Raw genomic sequence first — 15789 nt, forward strand, 5'->3', positions numbered from 1 at the left:
AGATGACAATGGGAGAAAATACGGTGATTGATCGGGGAACCATTATGTTTGAGGTCGATAACGAAAAGTCTCAAACGATCGATGATGTGATGAGAAATGTACATAAAGCTTTAGTTGAAAAGGGGTATAACCCCGTCAATCAAATTGTAGGCTATGTCATGTCAGGAGATCCGACCTATATCACAAGTCATAGAGAAGCACGTAATGCCATACAGAAAATTGAACGGGACGAGTTGCTTGAAGAGCTTGTGCGTCGTTATTTAAACAGTATTTAGTAGGCTAGTAAACAGGGCTGTCTCAATAAGTGAGGCAGTCCTGTTTTGATTTCGGCGAAGTCAGTCGCCAAACAATGCGGGCTTGCGAAGTGCAGTGAAATATGGAGAATGAGTTCTTCGTGATTATGAAACAGGTAGATAATGAAAAAAAATACATTGGGTAATACCGGAATCAGGGTATCTCGGATGTGCTTTGGCAGTTTGACCATTGGACCCACTCAAAAGAACAAATCATTGGCAGAAAGTAAAGAAATTATTGCGGCTGCGTTGGATCATGGCGTTGATTTTTTTGATACCGCAGATTTATATAATAACTATGATCACCTCAGACAGGCAATTGATCTAAAAAGAGATGTCGTCATTAGTACAAAATCTTATGATTATACCGCTGAAGGCGTAAAAAAAAGTCTGCATCGGGCATTGACAGAATTAGGCCGTGACTATGTGGATCTTTATTTGCTTCATGAACAGGAAAGTCGCCTAACCATCGAAGGTCATTGGGAGGCGATTGAACAGTTAATCAAGTTTAAAGAGGCCGGAGTTGTCAGAGCCATTGGCATTTCCACTCATCGAATAGAAGGGGTTATCGGGGCCACGCTTTTTCCAGAATTGGATGTGATTCATCCCCTGATTAATTTAACCGGAATTGGAATTGAAGACGGAACCGCTCAGGAGATGGCAACAGCTATTCATGAAGCCAAAATGAAGGGCAAAGGTATTTATGCCATGAAACCTTTGGGTGGCGGTAATTTGCTTGCTCAAAAACAAGCTTGTTTTGATTTTATTTTAGCTTTGGATGATTTGGATGCGATAGCCATTGGCGTTCAGTCGGTTGATGAAGTTTTATATGATGTAAAGAAATTCAATGGCGAAACAATTCCTGAAGAATTGGAATTGGCAGTTGCCGGATCTTCAAAGGCTATTCATATCAGTGATTGGTGTGAAGGATGCGGAGAATGCGCCAGACATTGCAGTTCCAAGGCAATAACGATTGTTGATGGCAAAGCGGCGATTGATCATGAAAAGTGTATTCTTTGCTGTTATTGCAGTACATACTGCAAGCTTTTCTGCATCAAGGTGATTTAACAATCATACATAAAATAGATAGGATAATATATGGAGCGAATTTTAGGATTAGATGTTGGGGATAAGCGGATCGGAGTTGCGGTGACGGATCCTTTGCAAATTACAGCACAAGGTGTCGCTACGGTAAAGAGAAAGACACGAGATGACGATTTGGAAGCTTTTCGTCAGCTTATTGAAAAATATGAAATAAAAAAAGTAGTCGCTGGTTTGCCACTAAATATGGATGGATCAGAATCTGCTCAAACAAGAAAAACAGTGAATTTTTGTCAGTTTATTAAAAAAAGACTGGATATCGAAATCATTTATATTGATGAACGATTGACATCTTCATGGTCGGAAAAAATATTGATTGAGGGAAATGTATCCCGGGAAAACCGAAAAGAGTATATCGATATGTTGGCAGCCCAAATGATTTTACAATCCTATATGGATCGGCCCGTCAAATAAAAAACAATCAAAATAATGGATTTTTTAAGGTTGAAACGGTATAATCATAAGATTATGAGCGAAAAAACTTGAAAGAGAAATGAATATGGAAGAAAAAGTAATAATAGTAGATGAAACGGGTGTTGAAAAAGAATTTGAGTTAGTTGTCAGTTTTGACATTGAGGATAAAACCTATGTATTGGTATCTGAAAATGAAGAAAGTGACGATGTTTACGCCTTTATTAAAGCAGATCGTTTAATACCGGTGGAAGACGACGCAGAATTAGCGTTAATTGAAGCAAAATATGATGAGATTATGGGAATAGATGATCATGACGATGAGGCCAATGTTATATCATTGGCCGATGATACCGGCGTTGTAAAGGATTTTGAGATTATTGCAAGCCTTGATGTTCAGGAAAAAAAATATCTGTTGCTTGCAGAAAATGAAGATGTGTGTCCGTTCTTTGTAACGGAAGATGGAGAAGGGCTGATGCCTGTGGAAGATGAGGCGGAATTTGCCTTGGTTCTAGAAGCTTATGAAGAATTAATAGAAATAAATAAATTAAAAGAGGTGTAGAAATGAAGGAAAAAGTAACATTAGTAGACATGGAAGAAGAAACAATCAGTTTAATTGATGATGAGGGTAATGAAAAAGATTACGAAGTCGTTATCCGGTTTGACATTGAAGACAAAGAATATGTATTGTTATCTGAAGATGAAGAAAGCGACGATGTTTATGCCTTTTTAATCACTGAAGATGAAGAGGGCCAAGTATTGATGCAAGTGGAAGACGAAGCGGAATTTGCTTTAGTTGCAGAAGCTTACGATGAGCTGATGGATGAGATGGATGAAGAAGATGACGACGAAGGTAAAACTGAGTAAATTTCCAATTTGTTAATGGAGTATCCCTCAGTCGCCCCAATCGTTTTGTTGCGGGAATAATGATTAATCAAGAAGCGATCATCGCTCATGTGCCAAATACTGGCCGCATGAGCGAGCTTCTTAACCCAGGTGTTCGGGTTGTGCTGGCATGGAATCCGGCACCTCATCGAAAGACGAATTATACCCTTATTCTTGTCGAAAAGAATGGACGATGGGTAGGCATTCAGTCGATCCTGTAAATAAAATAATGGATCCAAAATTTGTGAGTTTATTGGGTCAATGTCATAGTCTGGGAATGGACATCCGTGCACTTTCCTGTGATATTGATGGAGTAAACATAGAAATAATCGGAGAATTGCCTGCAAATATTTTATCAGAAGAAAAGGTAAAAGAGGTGTGAATACCATGAATGATTTAACTCAAATTGTGGATGCACTCAGAAAAAGAGGAAATAAAGTAACCCCTCAACGTCTTACGACTATTGAGGTTCTTCTGTCCATGGGACAACAGCACTTTAGTGTTGAAGAATTGTTCCAAGGGGTTAAACAGCGCAATCTGGATGTAGGAATGTCGACCATTTATCGAACGGTGCAAATATTAGAAGAAATGGGATTCATTACTAAAAGAAATTTTGATGATGGCTTTGCTCGGTATGAATTATGCGAGTTGGATGAAAAACACTGGCATCATCACATAATTTGTTTGAAATGTGGAAAGGTTATTGAAATGCAAGACGATTTCCTGGAAACTCTCGAAAAAGAAATAGAAGAAAAGAAAGAATTTATTATAATTAATCATGAACTTAAGGTGTACGGATACTGTTCAGATTGTTATAAAATTATGAAAGGAGAAAAATTTGACTGAAAACAACAACATAATAACAACGGAGACCCAACGAGTCGAAAGTCGTTCGAAACAGAAAAGAAGGCCTCAGGCTAAAAAGAACAAAGATAAGCTGAGGTTGATACCATTAGGAGGTCTCGGTGAAATCGGGAAAAACCTTACGGTGTTCGAATACAAGGATGACATTGTTCTGGTAGACTGTGGCTTGAAGTTCCCGGATGATTCAATGTTTGGCATCGATATTGTCTTACCAGATTTTACTTATATTCTGGAGAATAAAGATAAAGTAAGAGGGGTTTTCATCACCCATGGCCATGAAGATCATATTGGGGGACTTGTTTATCTTTTGAAAAAAATAAACATTCCCATTTATGCTACCAAATTCACCATGGGACTGATTGATAAAAAACTCAAGGAACATGGATTGTTAACAAAAACGGAAAGAATTATTGTCAAACCAAAAGAACGTATTGACGTTGGCGAGTTTAACGTTGAGTTTATTCGGGTTAATCATAGTATTGCAGATGCAGTTGGACTTTGTATCAAATGCCCGGCCGCAACGGTTGTTCATACGGGGGATTTTAAAATTGACTATCATCCAATCGGAGGCGAAGTAATCGACTTGCAGCGATTTGCTAAAATTGGATCACAAGGAGTCGATCTGCTTATGTCGGATAGTACAAACGTCGAAGGGGCAGGATTTACGCCGTCGGAAAGTACCGTCGGACCAACCCTATACAACCTTTTTAGAGGAGCACCCGGAAGAATCATTGTCACTTCATTTGCTTCAAATGTTCATCGAATCCAGCAAATCATCGATGCCGCAGTGGAATATAACCGGAAGGTTATTATTTGCGGAAGAAGTATGGAAAATGTGACTGAAGTAGCGATGGATCTTGGCTATTTAAATGTTCCACCAAATGTACTGATTGAACTTAAAGATATTAAAAAATATAAAGAAAAAGAATTGGCGATCATCACAACGGGAAGCCAGGGAGAACCCATGGCGGCGCTTGGTCGAATGGCATTAGGTGAACATCGTCACTTAAAGATCCAAAAAGGAGATATGGTTATTATTTCGGCATCTCCGGTACCGGGAAATGAAAAAATGGTTTCAGAAGTTATTAATAAATTGGTCGAGTTAGGATCAGATGTTGTCTATGGACGCTTTGCTGAAATTCATGTTTCCGGACATGCAAAACAGGAAGAATTAAAACTGATGATTACGTTGGTTAAACCAAAGCATTTTCTGCCTATTCATGGGGAAAGTCGGATGCTGATGAAACATGCGGAATTAGCTCATAATGTGGGGATGAAAAAAGACAATACGTTTATCGGAGAAAATGGCAATATTTTTGAAATTGATAAACGCAGTGTTCAGGTTGTGGGAAAAACCCAGGCAGAAGCTATTTTAGTTGATGGTCTTGGGGTTGGAGACATTGGTAATATTGTCCTTAACGACCGAAAGCGTTTATCAGAAGATGGTCTCTTTATTGTAGTTTGCACCATGCACAAGGGAAAAGCAATTTCAGGACCGGATATTATTTCGCGAGGGTTTGTTTATGTAAGAGAATCGGAAGACCTCATTAATGATGCCCGAGAAGAAGTGAAAAAAGCCTTGTTGTCTTGTGAAAATAAGGGGATTGTCGATTGGAATTCAATAAAAAATGTAATTAGAGAAGCGCTATTCAAGTTTCTTTATGAAAAGACACAAAGAAAGCCAATGATACTCCCCATTCTAATGGAAGTATAGATTTTAAAAAATTAGGAGAGAAGCATGAATGTATATGATGAAGCTAATAATTTAGCAAAAGCACTTAAGGAATCGACTGAGTATAAAAATTTCTTAGCGGCTAAAGAGAAACTGGAAAAAGAACCTGAAAAATTTGAAATGACCAAGGATTATATTCGCAAGCAAATGGAAGTTCAGTCCATGCAGATGATGGGCCAGGAAATTTCAGAGGAGCAAATCAGCTCTTATAACGCACTGGCAAACACGATTATGGGAATGCCTGAAATCGCAGAATTTTTCCAAACGCAAATGTATTTTTCCGTTATTTTCCAGGATATCACGGACATTATTGCCAAAGCCGTTGACTTGGACATGGGACTTTTCGAGTCTGAAGAGGGTTGCTAGGCTTAGATATTTATTTAAATAGAAGTATTTCAAGAGAATATAGGTACCCACTTTCAGCAGAGGTCCTATATTCTTTTTTATAGTTTTTCAAATTAAATGAAAGGATGGTGAATTATGAGAAGGAAAGAGAAAGCCGAATCAAAATTGCCAGGCCAGCCGTCCTCCCCAAAACGAGGAAAATTTATTGCTATTATTCTTTTATTATTGATTGTTTTTGCCTCTACCGCGGTGTTTAGCTTCAATTATTTTATGAATGAAATATTAAAACCGGTTGGAGATGGGGATTTAGTCTATGTTCGAATTGAAGAAGGCGCTGTGATTAGTGAGGTCGCAGATCTTTTAGAAAAAGACCATTTAATTAAGGATGCTCTCGCTTTTGAAGTTCTGGCAAAGAACAAAAATATGACGGACCAGATTCAGTCGGGCTATTATGCATTCAGCCCCAGTGAACCCGCTGAGCAAATATTGGAAAGGTTAGTTGCGGGAGACGTTTATGATTCAGCAGTGACGATTCCCGAAGGGGAAAATATTGAAGAAATCGCGGCGATTTTAGAAAAAAACCATGTTTGCGATGGGGATGCGTTTATAGCGGAAACAAAAAAAGTGGCAGAGTACCAAAAAAAATATCCGATTTTGAGCAGCATTCCTTTAGAAACCAAGGATGGCGTAAGTCGAACGCTGGAAGGCTATCTTTTCCCTGATACCTACAGCTTTACCCCTGAATCCGATCCATCAGCTGTGGTTGACGCAATGCTGGATCGTTTCGTAGAGGTCTATGATCAAGATTATTTAAACCGAACGACAGAAATGGGGAAAACCGTTGATCAGATCGTCATCATGTCATCGATTGTAGAATTGGAAACAAAGTATGTTGAAGATAAGGCTAACGTAGCCAGTGTCTTTTATAATCGCATCGCGGCCAATATGCCGCTGCAATCAGATATTACCGTTGATTATGCCCGGGGCGAAAAGACGGCGGTGTTGACGACGGAAGAAACCCAGTTTGCATCGCCATACAATACTTATATTAATTTGGGATTGCCGTTTGGGCCCATCTGTTCTTTCGGAAAAACCTCTCTGGAAGCGGCATTATATCCGGCGACGACAAAGTATTTATATTTTGTAGCAGATATGACATCTGGTAAAATTTATTTTAATGAAACCTATGAAGAACATTTAGCCGATGTGGAAACATATCTAGGCGGAACAAACTAAAAAAAGAATGAAGGCATTAAATTGAGTGAAATTGTTCAAGATTACATTGAAGACTACATCAGAGGTTTGATCCCTCTAGGCAGTCCAGAAATAGAAGATTTTAGAATACGGGCAGAAAATGAAGAAATCCCCATTATTCATAAAGAAGTGCAAAAACATATTGAAATGTTGATTCATGCCAATAAGATACAATCAGTTTTGGAAGTCGGCACAGCGGTTGGTTACTCATCCTCCATTTTTGCTCTGGCGATGGGACCTCAGGGGCAGGTAGATACCATTGAACGCAGTCTGAAAATGATCGTTCAGGCGGATGAAAACATCAGCGCATTGGGGCTAAAAAAGCAGATTAATATTTTGATTGGCGATGCCCAGGAAAAAGTGGAAGAATTAACAAAAACTTATGATATGATTTTTTTAGATGGTGCAAAAGGTCATTATATTCATCTCCTCGATCATTGCCTGCGATGCTTAAAACCAGGAGGAATGCTGGTTTCAGATAATGTATTGTTTAAGGGAATGATTGCTTCAGATGATCTGGTGGTGCGTCGGAAAATAACCATCGTCAAACGGATGCGAAAATATTTAGAAGTCATATCCAATCATCCGCAGCTGATCACCAGTGTTTTACCTCTTGGGGATGGACTGGCTGTTAGCTGGAAGAAAGATGAGCTTGATGTGAATGGAGAAAACCCATGAAAAAACCGGAACTTTTAGCACCAGCAGGAAATTTTGAAAAGCTGAAATATGCTCTTCATTATGGTGCGGATGCGGTGTATTGCGCAGGAAAAAAATTTGGCTTGCGGGCTAAGGCTGATAATTTCGATGATCTTGCCCTAAAGGAAGCCGCTGAGTACGTCCATAGCCGGGGGAAAAAAATATTTGTAACCCTCAACATCATTCCGCAGAATGAAGATCTTGAGGGGCTGCCGGAATATGCCAGAAAGCTCTCAGCGCTGTCAATAGACGAAGTGATTGTTGCCGATCCCGGTGTATTTTCAATTATTCAAGAGGTCGCACCGGAGTTGAAAATATCAATGAGCACCCAGGCGAACAACACGAACTGGCGAAGTGTGGCATTCTGGCAGGCCCAGGGTGCCAAGCGAGTGGTTTTAGCCAGGGAGCTGGGAATAAATGAAATAAAGGAAATTCGGGAAAAAGTCGACCCGGAGATGGAAATAGAAACATTTGTTCATGGCGCCATGTGTATATCGTACTCCGGTCGCTGTCTGCTCAGCCATTACATGACAGGCCGGAACTCAAACAAAGGGGATTGCGCTCAGCCTTGCCGATGGAAATATAAATTGATTGAAGAAACAAGGCCAAATGAAGAGTTTGGCATTGAAGAAGACGAAAGCGGCTCTTTTATTTTCAATTCAAAAGATTTGTGCCTAATCAATGAGATCCCGCAGTTAATAGCCGCGGGCGTGGATTGCTTTAAAATAGAGGGGCGAATGAAAAGCCTTTATTATGTGGCGACGGTGGTATCCGCCTATCGCAGTGCAATTGATTTTTATTATGATCATCCGAAAGCAACGAAACCCGATAAAGATTATTATGAAGAACTGACAAAAGTGAGCCATCGCAATTATACAACCGGATTTTTTTACGGAAAAACAACCGCTGAGGATCAGAACTACGGTACCAGCAGTTATACCAGAAATTACGATTTTGTTGGTTTGGTATTGGAATATGATGAAAAAACAGGAATGGCTCTGATTGAACAGCGCAACAAGATTTCTCAGGGAGATGAGATTGAAGTCATGATTCCGGGAAAAGGATATTTTAAACAAAAGGCCGATCTGATGGTGGATCAGTCTGGTGAAGCTATTGATTCAACGCCGCATGCTAAAATGGTTTATCGCCTGAAAATGGATAAACCGGTAAGCCCGATGGATATCTTAAGAAAAAAAGAACTTTGATTCTGACAAATTTTAAACCGCTGCATGTTCTTCTTGAAGATATGGGCGGTTTTTAATTTTGAAAGCTATTTAATAGGACTGAGATTGACGACAGACAAAGCTTGTCTTATACTGAAACAATTAAAAAAGTTATCGGAGGAGAATCATGGCAACAACACATAATGAAGCAAAAATTGGCGATATTGCAAAAACGGTTTTAATGCCCGGAGATCCCTTGAGGGCAAAATATATTGCCGAAACGTTTTTAGATCATTCATTTCAGTTTAACACGGTGCGAAATATGTTTGGATACACCGGATTTTATCAGGGCCAGAAAATCAGTGTAATGGGCTCCGGGATGGGGATGCCATCTATCGGTATCTATTCCTATGAGCTTTTTCACTACTATGATGTTGACAGGATTATTCGCATTGGAAGCGCCGGTTCCTATATTAAAGATCTAAATGTCTATGATTTGGTGCTGGCCGAAAGTGCCTGGAGTCAATCCACCTATGCAAAGGTACAAAACGGATGCGAGGCATCCGTTTTGTATTCGGATAAAGAACTGAATGCAGCGGTTGAAGAGGCGGCTGAAAACCGGGGATATGCTCTGAATAAAGGTCGAATTTATTCTTCAGATGTTTTTTATTGTGCACCGGAAATGGAGGTTCCCCAAGCAATTTATGCTGAACGGACCTGTATTTGTGTGGAAATGGAGAGTTTTGCGCTTTTCCATAATGCCAATTTCACCGGCAAAAAGGCCACGAGTCTGCTAACCATCAGTGACAATCTCATTACCCATGAGGAAACCAGTCCAAAGGAGCGGGAAAAATCATTTACGCGAATGATGGCGATTGGTTTAGATGCCGCAAGTGCTTGTGAAGTTGAAAACGGAAGCGTATAATTGAATTATTATTAGAAAAATTTATTAATTGGAGGAAGTATGAGAATATATATAGCCGCTTCATGGAAACATCAGCATGCTGTTGAAATGTTAACTGACCTGTTAGAAAGTCGGGGACACACGATTTTATCCTGGCTCCGGGAAGGACGGCCGGAAGAAGCTTTTTTATCTCAAAAGGAGCTTGTTCACTTTATTGAGTCTGCTGAGGGAGAACGCGTTTTTGAATTCTGCATTTCGTCAGTGACCAGTGCGGATTTAATCATTTATCTGGGGGCATCAGGATGCGATGCCTGGGCCGAAGTCGGAACAGCTTACGGAAGCAAAATTCCGATTCTGGGACTCATGGCAAAATCTGAACAGGTGGGTATTATGCGTCACATGATCAAAAATTGGTACGGTTCCATTTCTGACTTATTAGAAGCCGTGGATGCCATTAAATAAAAGAATCCATAATATCGCGTGATCAATCGTAAAAGATAATCTGAAGCTTCGGCATTTGCCGGAGCTTTTTCAGATCTATACAAGCTAATTATTCTGTGGGATAATGATAAAAAAAGGAACAATAAATAGGGAGCAGCTTATGAAAATATTGCATACCGCCGATTGGCATCTGGGAAAAAATATAGAAGGGCATAGTCGGATGGATGAGCAGCAATGCTTTCTTAATGACTTCGTGGAAATTGTCGAAAAAGAGAACATTGATTTGATCATCCTGGCCGGAGATGTATATGACAGCTATAACCCGCCGGCACGGGCTGAGCAGATGTTTTACGAGACGCTTAAGCGCCTGTCAAAAAATGGCGAAAGAATGACGGTTGTCATCGCCGGGAATCATGATAATCCCCAACGGCTTGAAGCGCCTGGTCCGCTGGCCAGAGATCACGGGATTTTGATGGCAGGACTCCCCAAAACCATCATTGAAAAAGGTGCCTATGGAAAACACCGGGTGGTTGATTCCGGGGAAGGTTTTGTTGAAATTGAAATAAACGGAGAAAAAGCGGTTGTTTTATTATTGCCTTATCCCAGTGAAAAACGGCTTAACGAAGTTCTCTATGATGTGGCTTCTGATGATGAAGCGAATAAAAAGTCATATGGTGATCGGATTTTTTCATATTTCAATCAGCTTCAAACCCATTTTAGAAAAGATACGATCAATTTGGTTGTTTCGCATATTTTTGCAATGAACAGCGTGGAAAGCGGCTCGGAACGAAGCATTCAGCTGGGGGGCACTTATATCGTGGATGGAAATTGCTTCCCTGAAAATACCCATTATATCGCATTGGGACACATCCATAAACCCCAGGCGGTTCCTGGCACCGGGAAACGCGGGTACTACGCCGGTTCGCCCCTCCACTTCAATCGCCGGGAGATTGCCTATGGAAAAAAATGCATGGTGGTAGAGCTTGAAGTTGAAAATGAAATCACCATCAAGAATGAGATTAGGGAGATCAATTTAAAAGTATATAAACCCATCGAAGTATGGCAATGTCAAAGCATCGAAGCAGCGATAAAAAAATGCTGTGAAAATGGGGAGCGATCCTGTTGGGTCTATCTGGAGATTGAAACCGACCGATACATTCGCGAGGATGAGATAAAAAAGATGAAAGAATACAAGGCTGATATTCTGGAAGTCATTCCAAAGCTGACCACCATTTTTACCGAAGCGCGATTGGAAAAATTAACGGATCAGTCCTTCGGCGATGTGTTTAAAGAATTCTATCGCAGGGAACGGGGCGCTGAAGCGGATGAAGAGGTCTTGGACCTGGTGCTGTCACTATTTGAAGAGGAGGAAAACCGATGAGACCGGTTTCGCTAAAAATAAAAGGCATCAACAGCTTTCTGGAAGAACAGACCATTGATTTTGAAACCCTGACTCAGAGCGGTTTGTTTGGCATCTTTGGACCTACCGGCAGTGGTAAATCAACGATACTGGATGGAATTACGCTGGCACTTTATGGAAAAATATCCCGAAATAGCAGCAATTACATTAATGTGAATGAAGAAAAAGGAAGTGTCGTGTTTGAGTTCACTATCTCGGGACAGAAACTTAAAAACTACCGCGTCAGCCGAGAATTTGTACGAAGCAAAGAAGGGGGCATCAATCAGGGGAAATGTCAGCTGGTGGAGCTGTTCCTGGAAGCGCCGGAAATTCTGGCAGACAAGCCCACAGAGGTGACAAAACAATGTGAAGAGATCATCGGACTGAACCTCACGGATTTCACGAGAACCGTGGTATTGCCCCAGGGAAAATTCAGTGATTTTCTGAAACTGGAAGGAAGACCGCGACGGGAAATGCTGGAACGGCTATTTAATTTGTCGAAATACGGAGATAATCTGACCGATCGCTTGAAAATTGAAAAGAGCCAAGAAACCGAGAATCTTCATCAGGTGGAAGGACGAATCAGTGTCTATGAAGGCGTTTCTGGGGAAGTGCAAAATCAAAAAAAGGCTGAGTATGATACAAATCGTCAGGCGTTGGAAAAAGAACTTGAGATATTTAAAACAATAGAGAAAGAACGGGATGAAGCAGAAAGACTGTGGGCATTTCAACAGGAATTGAATGCTGCGCTGGAAGCCGAAAAGGGATTGCAGGACAGCAAGACAGAAATTGAAGAAAAAGAAAGAAGACTGGATCAGGGAAAAAAGGCCGAGTCCATCCGGATGACAATATCGGATATGGAAATCCTGATGAATCAAATCACTGAAGTGGATGCACAGTTAAAAGTCAGCGAAGAAGAACGGATGAAACTCTTTTGTGAAAAAGAGACGGTTGAAAAAGATTGGAAAGCCATCGATGAAGAAAAAAACAACAAACTTTTTCAATACCAGAATCAGCTTTCAAAAGTGGAAGATGCCATTCTTTTAGAACAACAGCAAAAGTTACTGGATGAACAAATAAAACAAATTAAGAACACCAACAACCAATGTTTCCTCCAATACGAAGATTACAAAAAAGAGATTAGCGAGATCCAGGAAAGTTTAGTTGAAAAGAAAAAAATACTTTCTGAAAATGAGACGGAAGAAATATCACTTCGTGTCGATGCATCATATCGAGACATCATTAATAAAGGGGTAAAAGACGCCGAAAGAGCAGAAAAACTAAAAGACGAATTTAACCAAAAGGATGAACGGATAAGCCACAACAGAAGCCTGATTCAAAAGCTTGTCGGTGCCGGCGACGTGCTGAAAGTAAAAAAAGAAGCACTTGAAATAACAATAAAAAAATATCAGGATCAGCTAAATAATCTGATCGAAGTTCAACCATCCACCAGGGGCGAACTACAGAAATTGGGAGAAGAAATAAGGGAAATTGAAAGTCTGTGGACAAGGAATCAAACATTGTCTGAAAACATCCAGATGCTGCAGTCTGAAACAAAATGTCTGGGAGTCGAAATTGAAGCCAAAAACAAAGTGAAGGATAAGTTGTCAAAAATTTGCGAGTCGGTAAAAAAAAGCTTGCGGCAACTAGAAAATGAAAACATCGGTCGGGAGCTTCGAAATCAATTGGCTTCAGGCGAACCTTGTCCGGTTTGCGGATCTAAAAACCATCCCTTGAAGTTTTCGGATGAGCAGGGAAAAGATTTAAGCGAGAAAATCCAAAAGCTGGAAGAAGAACTAGCTCACAAGGAAAAAGAATTGAGCCAATTTACAGAAGAAATATCCCAGTCGAGAGGAAGACTTTCTGCAGAAACCAATAATCTTCACACAAAAGAAACCCAAAAAGAAGAACTCAATACCATTGTAAAAGAAAAGAAGATAATGCTTCAGAATCCGGGAGAACTAAAAGAGCAACTAAGAAAAGCGACGATGGAGCGGGAAACCTGGGAATTATTAAAAATAGAAGCCGAAAATCAGAAGAATCTACAGAACCAGGAATTACTGGTAATTATCGGAGATCTGAAAGAGAAAACAGCGGAAATAAAATCGCTGGAGGGTCAGACCGAAGAATATGCAGCAGAGAGCAGACAGAAAAAAGAGGAATGGAAAGCGCTAAAAGCTGATTTGGAAAAACTTCAGACCAAAACAGCGGTCACCGATTTTTTCAGTGAAAATACGAGACTGACAAAGATGACGATGCGTCAGAATGAAATTCTTATTAAACTGAAGAATCTGCGGAAAGCGCTGGAGACGGATCAGAACGAAAAAGATGGCCTGAATGAAAAATGCAGTGCTCTGAAAATTCAAATGCGGGAGTCGATGGCCGCTTGTGATGAAAAGAAAAAACAGCGGGAAGAAAAGAGAACAGCGATCATCGATAAAGTCGGCGCGGATGCAGTCCCGGAACTTCTCAGCTGCCAGAAAAAATTCAAAGATGAAATCAACCGGATCAATACTGCCTGGAGTGAACTGAAGAAAAAATCAGGGAAAATTCAAAAGACTTATGAAATCGTTAAGGAAAGCGTTAGCGCACTGACCGTTAAACTGGAAACCCTGGAAAAACAAAATGAAACTGTCAAGAAATCGATGGATAAGCAATTGACCATTTTAGGGTTTAAGGATGTGGCAGCGCTAATTAATGCCTATCTGATGCCGGAAACCATGAAAAACGAACAGGCGATTATCAAAAAATATCGTGAAGATTGTGTGAAAGTGAAAGGGACCATTGAGGGATTAAATAAAAAAATCAATGGAAACCTCATTGACGCTGAGGCATACGAGTCGACTAACAATAATTATAAACGAATTAAAAACCAATTAGAGATCCTGAAAAAAAGGGAAACCCAACTTCAGGCCGAGCTCGAAAGTCTGGATAGCCGTTTAAAGGAACTTCAGGGATTCCTGGAAGGCAAGAAAAAAATTGATCATCAGCTAGCTCTGATCACTGATTTGGAAAAGCTCTTTTCAGGCAAGAAATTTGTTGAATTCATGGCAGTGGCCCGGCTTCAGTACATATCCATTGAGGCATCCAAACGGCTTTTGGAAATCAGCAATGGCAATTACGGGCTGGAAGCGGATGATAATGGACGGTTCATCATTAGAGACAATAAAAACGGCGGGGCGCCACGAGATCCGTCAACACTATCAGGGGGGGAAACATTTTTGGCATCGCTGGCACTGGCGCTGGCTTTGTCTGCAGAAATCCAGCTAAAAGGACGGGCACCCCTGGAATTTTTCTTTCTGGATGAAGGATTCGGCTCGCTGCATGAAGATGCCCTTGAGGTGGTTATGAATTCCATTGAAATGCTCCATAATGAAAATTTGAAGGTGGGAATCATCAGCCATGTGGAATCGATCAAGAATCGGATGCCGGTGAAACTTCTGGTTACGCCGGGAGAAGCCGGCGTTGGTGGAAGCCACGTGCGTATTGAACGATAAGAATTGCAAGAAAGGTTAAGACATGACAACAGACTATATCATTAAATATTCCAGGCGAAAAACATTGGGATTGATGATTACAAAAACAGCTGCCATCGAAGTAAGGGCACCTATTGGAACCTCGAAAAAAATCATTGAAAGTTTTGTGCAAGAACATCAAGACTGGGTTGATGAGCATTACGGTGCGGTACGGGAAAAGGTTAAAAAGCGGGAAACTTTTCAATTGAATTTTGAAAATGACCTGTTATTCCTGGGAAAATCATATCCTCTCATGCCGGTTGAAGCGGCAAGGTCAGGCTTTGACGGACAACGCTTTTATGCATACGCACATTTAATGCCGGCAGAATTAAAAAGCGATATGGTTAAAATTTATCGTGGGCTTGCAAAAAAGGTGCTTGATCACCAGGTGAACAAATTCAGCGCCCAGATGGGATTAAAACCGCAGGCGGTTAAAATTAACGGGGCGAAAACGCGGTGGGGCTCCTGCTCAAGCAAAGGGAGTCTGAATTTCTCCTGGTATTTGGTCATGGCAGAGGAAGACACGGTTCGTTATGTAGTGGTTCATGAGCTGGCACATCTGATTGAAATGAATCACTCTCGAAATTTCTGGAAGATTGTGGAACAAGTCCTGCCAGATTACCAACAGGAAAAAGAAAAATTGAAAAAGCTGCAGAAAACGTTAAGTGTACAGAACTGGGAATAAAAATTAAAGCCTCTTATTTTATGATGACAATAATCATTAAATAAGAGGCTTTGTATTATTATGCTTTTTTATATTGCCGCATACCGCAAAACAAGTTCTTG

The 15789-nt window shown here is 40.5% G+C and carries 18 protein-coding genes; all 18 read left to right on the forward strand.

Features of this window, described 5'->3' with window-relative positions:
- Window positions 1–8: 8 nt before the first annotated feature.
- The 18 genes from FZC41_RS01380 to FZC41_RS01465 all read left to right on the forward strand — a co-directional run bounded on the left by FZC41_RS01380 (window position 9) and on the right by FZC41_RS01465 (window position 15688).
- The gene (locus FZC41_RS01380) at window positions 9–275 is read left to right on the forward strand and encodes an IreB family regulatory phosphoprotein (RefSeq protein WP_475638839.1); all 267 of its coding nucleotides are present in this window, start codon (window positions 9–11) and stop codon (window positions 273–275) included.
- Window positions 276–416: 141 nt separating this feature from the next.
- Entirely contained in the window at window positions 417–1361 is a 945-nt protein-coding gene (locus FZC41_RS01385; protein ID WP_148565585.1) for an aldo/keto reductase, read from the forward strand.
- Window positions 1362–1391: 30 nt separating this feature from the next.
- A complete protein-coding gene (ruvX, locus tag FZC41_RS01390) occupies window positions 1392–1808 on the forward strand; it encodes a Holliday junction resolvase RuvX (protein ID WP_148565586.1) in 417 nt (138 codons plus the stop codon).
- 85 nt (window positions 1809–1893) lie between these two features.
- Complete coding sequence (locus FZC41_RS17170) at window positions 1894–2367, forward strand: DUF1292 domain-containing protein (RefSeq protein ID WP_170253795.1); 474 nt, start codon at window positions 1894–1896, stop codon at window positions 2365–2367.
- A 2-nt stretch (window positions 2368–2369) separates the two neighbouring features.
- Window positions 2370–2672, forward strand: a complete 303-nt coding sequence (locus tag FZC41_RS01400; protein ID WP_243136623.1) for a DUF1292 domain-containing protein — start codon at window positions 2370–2372, stop codon at window positions 2670–2672.
- 59 nt (window positions 2673–2731) lie between these two features.
- Window positions 2732–2911, forward strand: a complete 180-nt coding sequence (locus FZC41_RS01405) for a PDDEXK family nuclease (protein WP_148565587.1) — start codon at window positions 2732–2734, stop codon at window positions 2909–2911.
- Window positions 2884–3072 (forward strand): hypothetical protein, encoded by a 189-nt coding sequence (locus FZC41_RS01410; protein WP_148565588.1) that lies wholly within the window; start codon window positions 2884–2886, stop codon window positions 3070–3072. Before FZC41_RS01405 ends, FZC41_RS01410 begins: the two co-directional genes overlap by 28 nt.
- 5 nt (window positions 3073–3077) lie before the next feature.
- Window positions 3078–3536 (forward strand): Fur family transcriptional regulator, encoded by a 459-nt coding sequence (locus tag FZC41_RS01415; protein WP_148565589.1) that lies wholly within the window; start codon window positions 3078–3080, stop codon window positions 3534–3536.
- 13 nt (window positions 3537–3549) lie between these two features.
- Window positions 3550–5268: a ribonuclease J gene (locus FZC41_RS01420; RefSeq protein ID WP_279235164.1), complete on the forward strand. Its 1719-nt coding sequence runs from the start codon at window positions 3550–3552 to the stop codon at window positions 5266–5268.
- A gap of 24 nt (window positions 5269–5292) precedes the next feature.
- Window positions 5293–5652: a YlbF/YmcA family competence regulator gene (locus tag FZC41_RS01425; protein ID WP_148565591.1), complete on the forward strand. Its 360-nt coding sequence runs from the start codon at window positions 5293–5295 to the stop codon at window positions 5650–5652.
- Window positions 5653–5766: 114 nt separating this feature from the next.
- Complete coding sequence (gene mltG, locus FZC41_RS01430) at window positions 5767–6867, forward strand: endolytic transglycosylase MltG (RefSeq protein ID WP_148565592.1); 1101 nt, start codon at window positions 5767–5769, stop codon at window positions 6865–6867.
- A 21-nt stretch (window positions 6868–6888) separates the two neighbouring features.
- Window positions 6889–7563 carry an O-methyltransferase gene (locus tag FZC41_RS01435; RefSeq protein ID WP_148565593.1) on the forward strand — a complete coding sequence of 225 codons (675 nt, stop codon included), beginning with the start codon at window positions 6889–6891 and terminating at the stop codon, window positions 7561–7563.
- A complete protein-coding gene (locus FZC41_RS01440; protein WP_148565594.1) occupies window positions 7560–8786 on the forward strand; it encodes a peptidase U32 family protein in 1227 nt (408 codons plus the stop codon). The genes FZC41_RS01435 and FZC41_RS01440 overlap by 4 nt, the downstream gene beginning before the upstream one ends.
- A gap of 145 nt (window positions 8787–8931) precedes the next feature.
- Window positions 8932–9669: a purine-nucleoside phosphorylase gene (gene deoD / locus FZC41_RS01445; RefSeq protein WP_148565595.1), complete on the forward strand. Its 738-nt coding sequence runs from the start codon at window positions 8932–8934 to the stop codon at window positions 9667–9669.
- Window positions 9670–9708: 39 nt separating this feature from the next.
- Window positions 9709–10110 (forward strand): hypothetical protein, encoded by a 402-nt coding sequence (locus FZC41_RS01450; protein WP_148565596.1) that lies wholly within the window; start codon window positions 9709–9711, stop codon window positions 10108–10110.
- Between the two features lie 139 nt (window positions 10111–10249).
- Window positions 10250–11470, forward strand: a complete 1221-nt coding sequence (locus FZC41_RS01455) for an exonuclease SbcCD subunit D (RefSeq protein ID WP_148565597.1) — start codon at window positions 10250–10252, stop codon at window positions 11468–11470.
- The gene (locus FZC41_RS01460) at window positions 11467–14985 is read left to right on the forward strand and encodes an AAA family ATPase (RefSeq protein WP_148565598.1); all 3519 of its coding nucleotides are present in this window, start codon (window positions 11467–11469) and stop codon (window positions 14983–14985) included. The genes FZC41_RS01455 and FZC41_RS01460 overlap by 4 nt, the downstream gene beginning before the upstream one ends.
- A 22-nt stretch (window positions 14986–15007) precedes the next feature.
- Window positions 15008–15688 carry a M48 family metallopeptidase gene (locus FZC41_RS01465; RefSeq protein ID WP_148565599.1) on the forward strand — a complete coding sequence of 227 codons (681 nt, stop codon included), beginning with the start codon at window positions 15008–15010 and terminating at the stop codon, window positions 15686–15688.
- Window positions 15689–15789 lie beyond the last annotated feature (101 nt).

This window comes from Acetobacterium paludosum (assembly GCF_008086595.1).
Lineage (GTDB): Bacteria > Bacillota > Clostridia > Eubacteriales > Eubacteriaceae > Acetobacterium > Acetobacterium paludosum.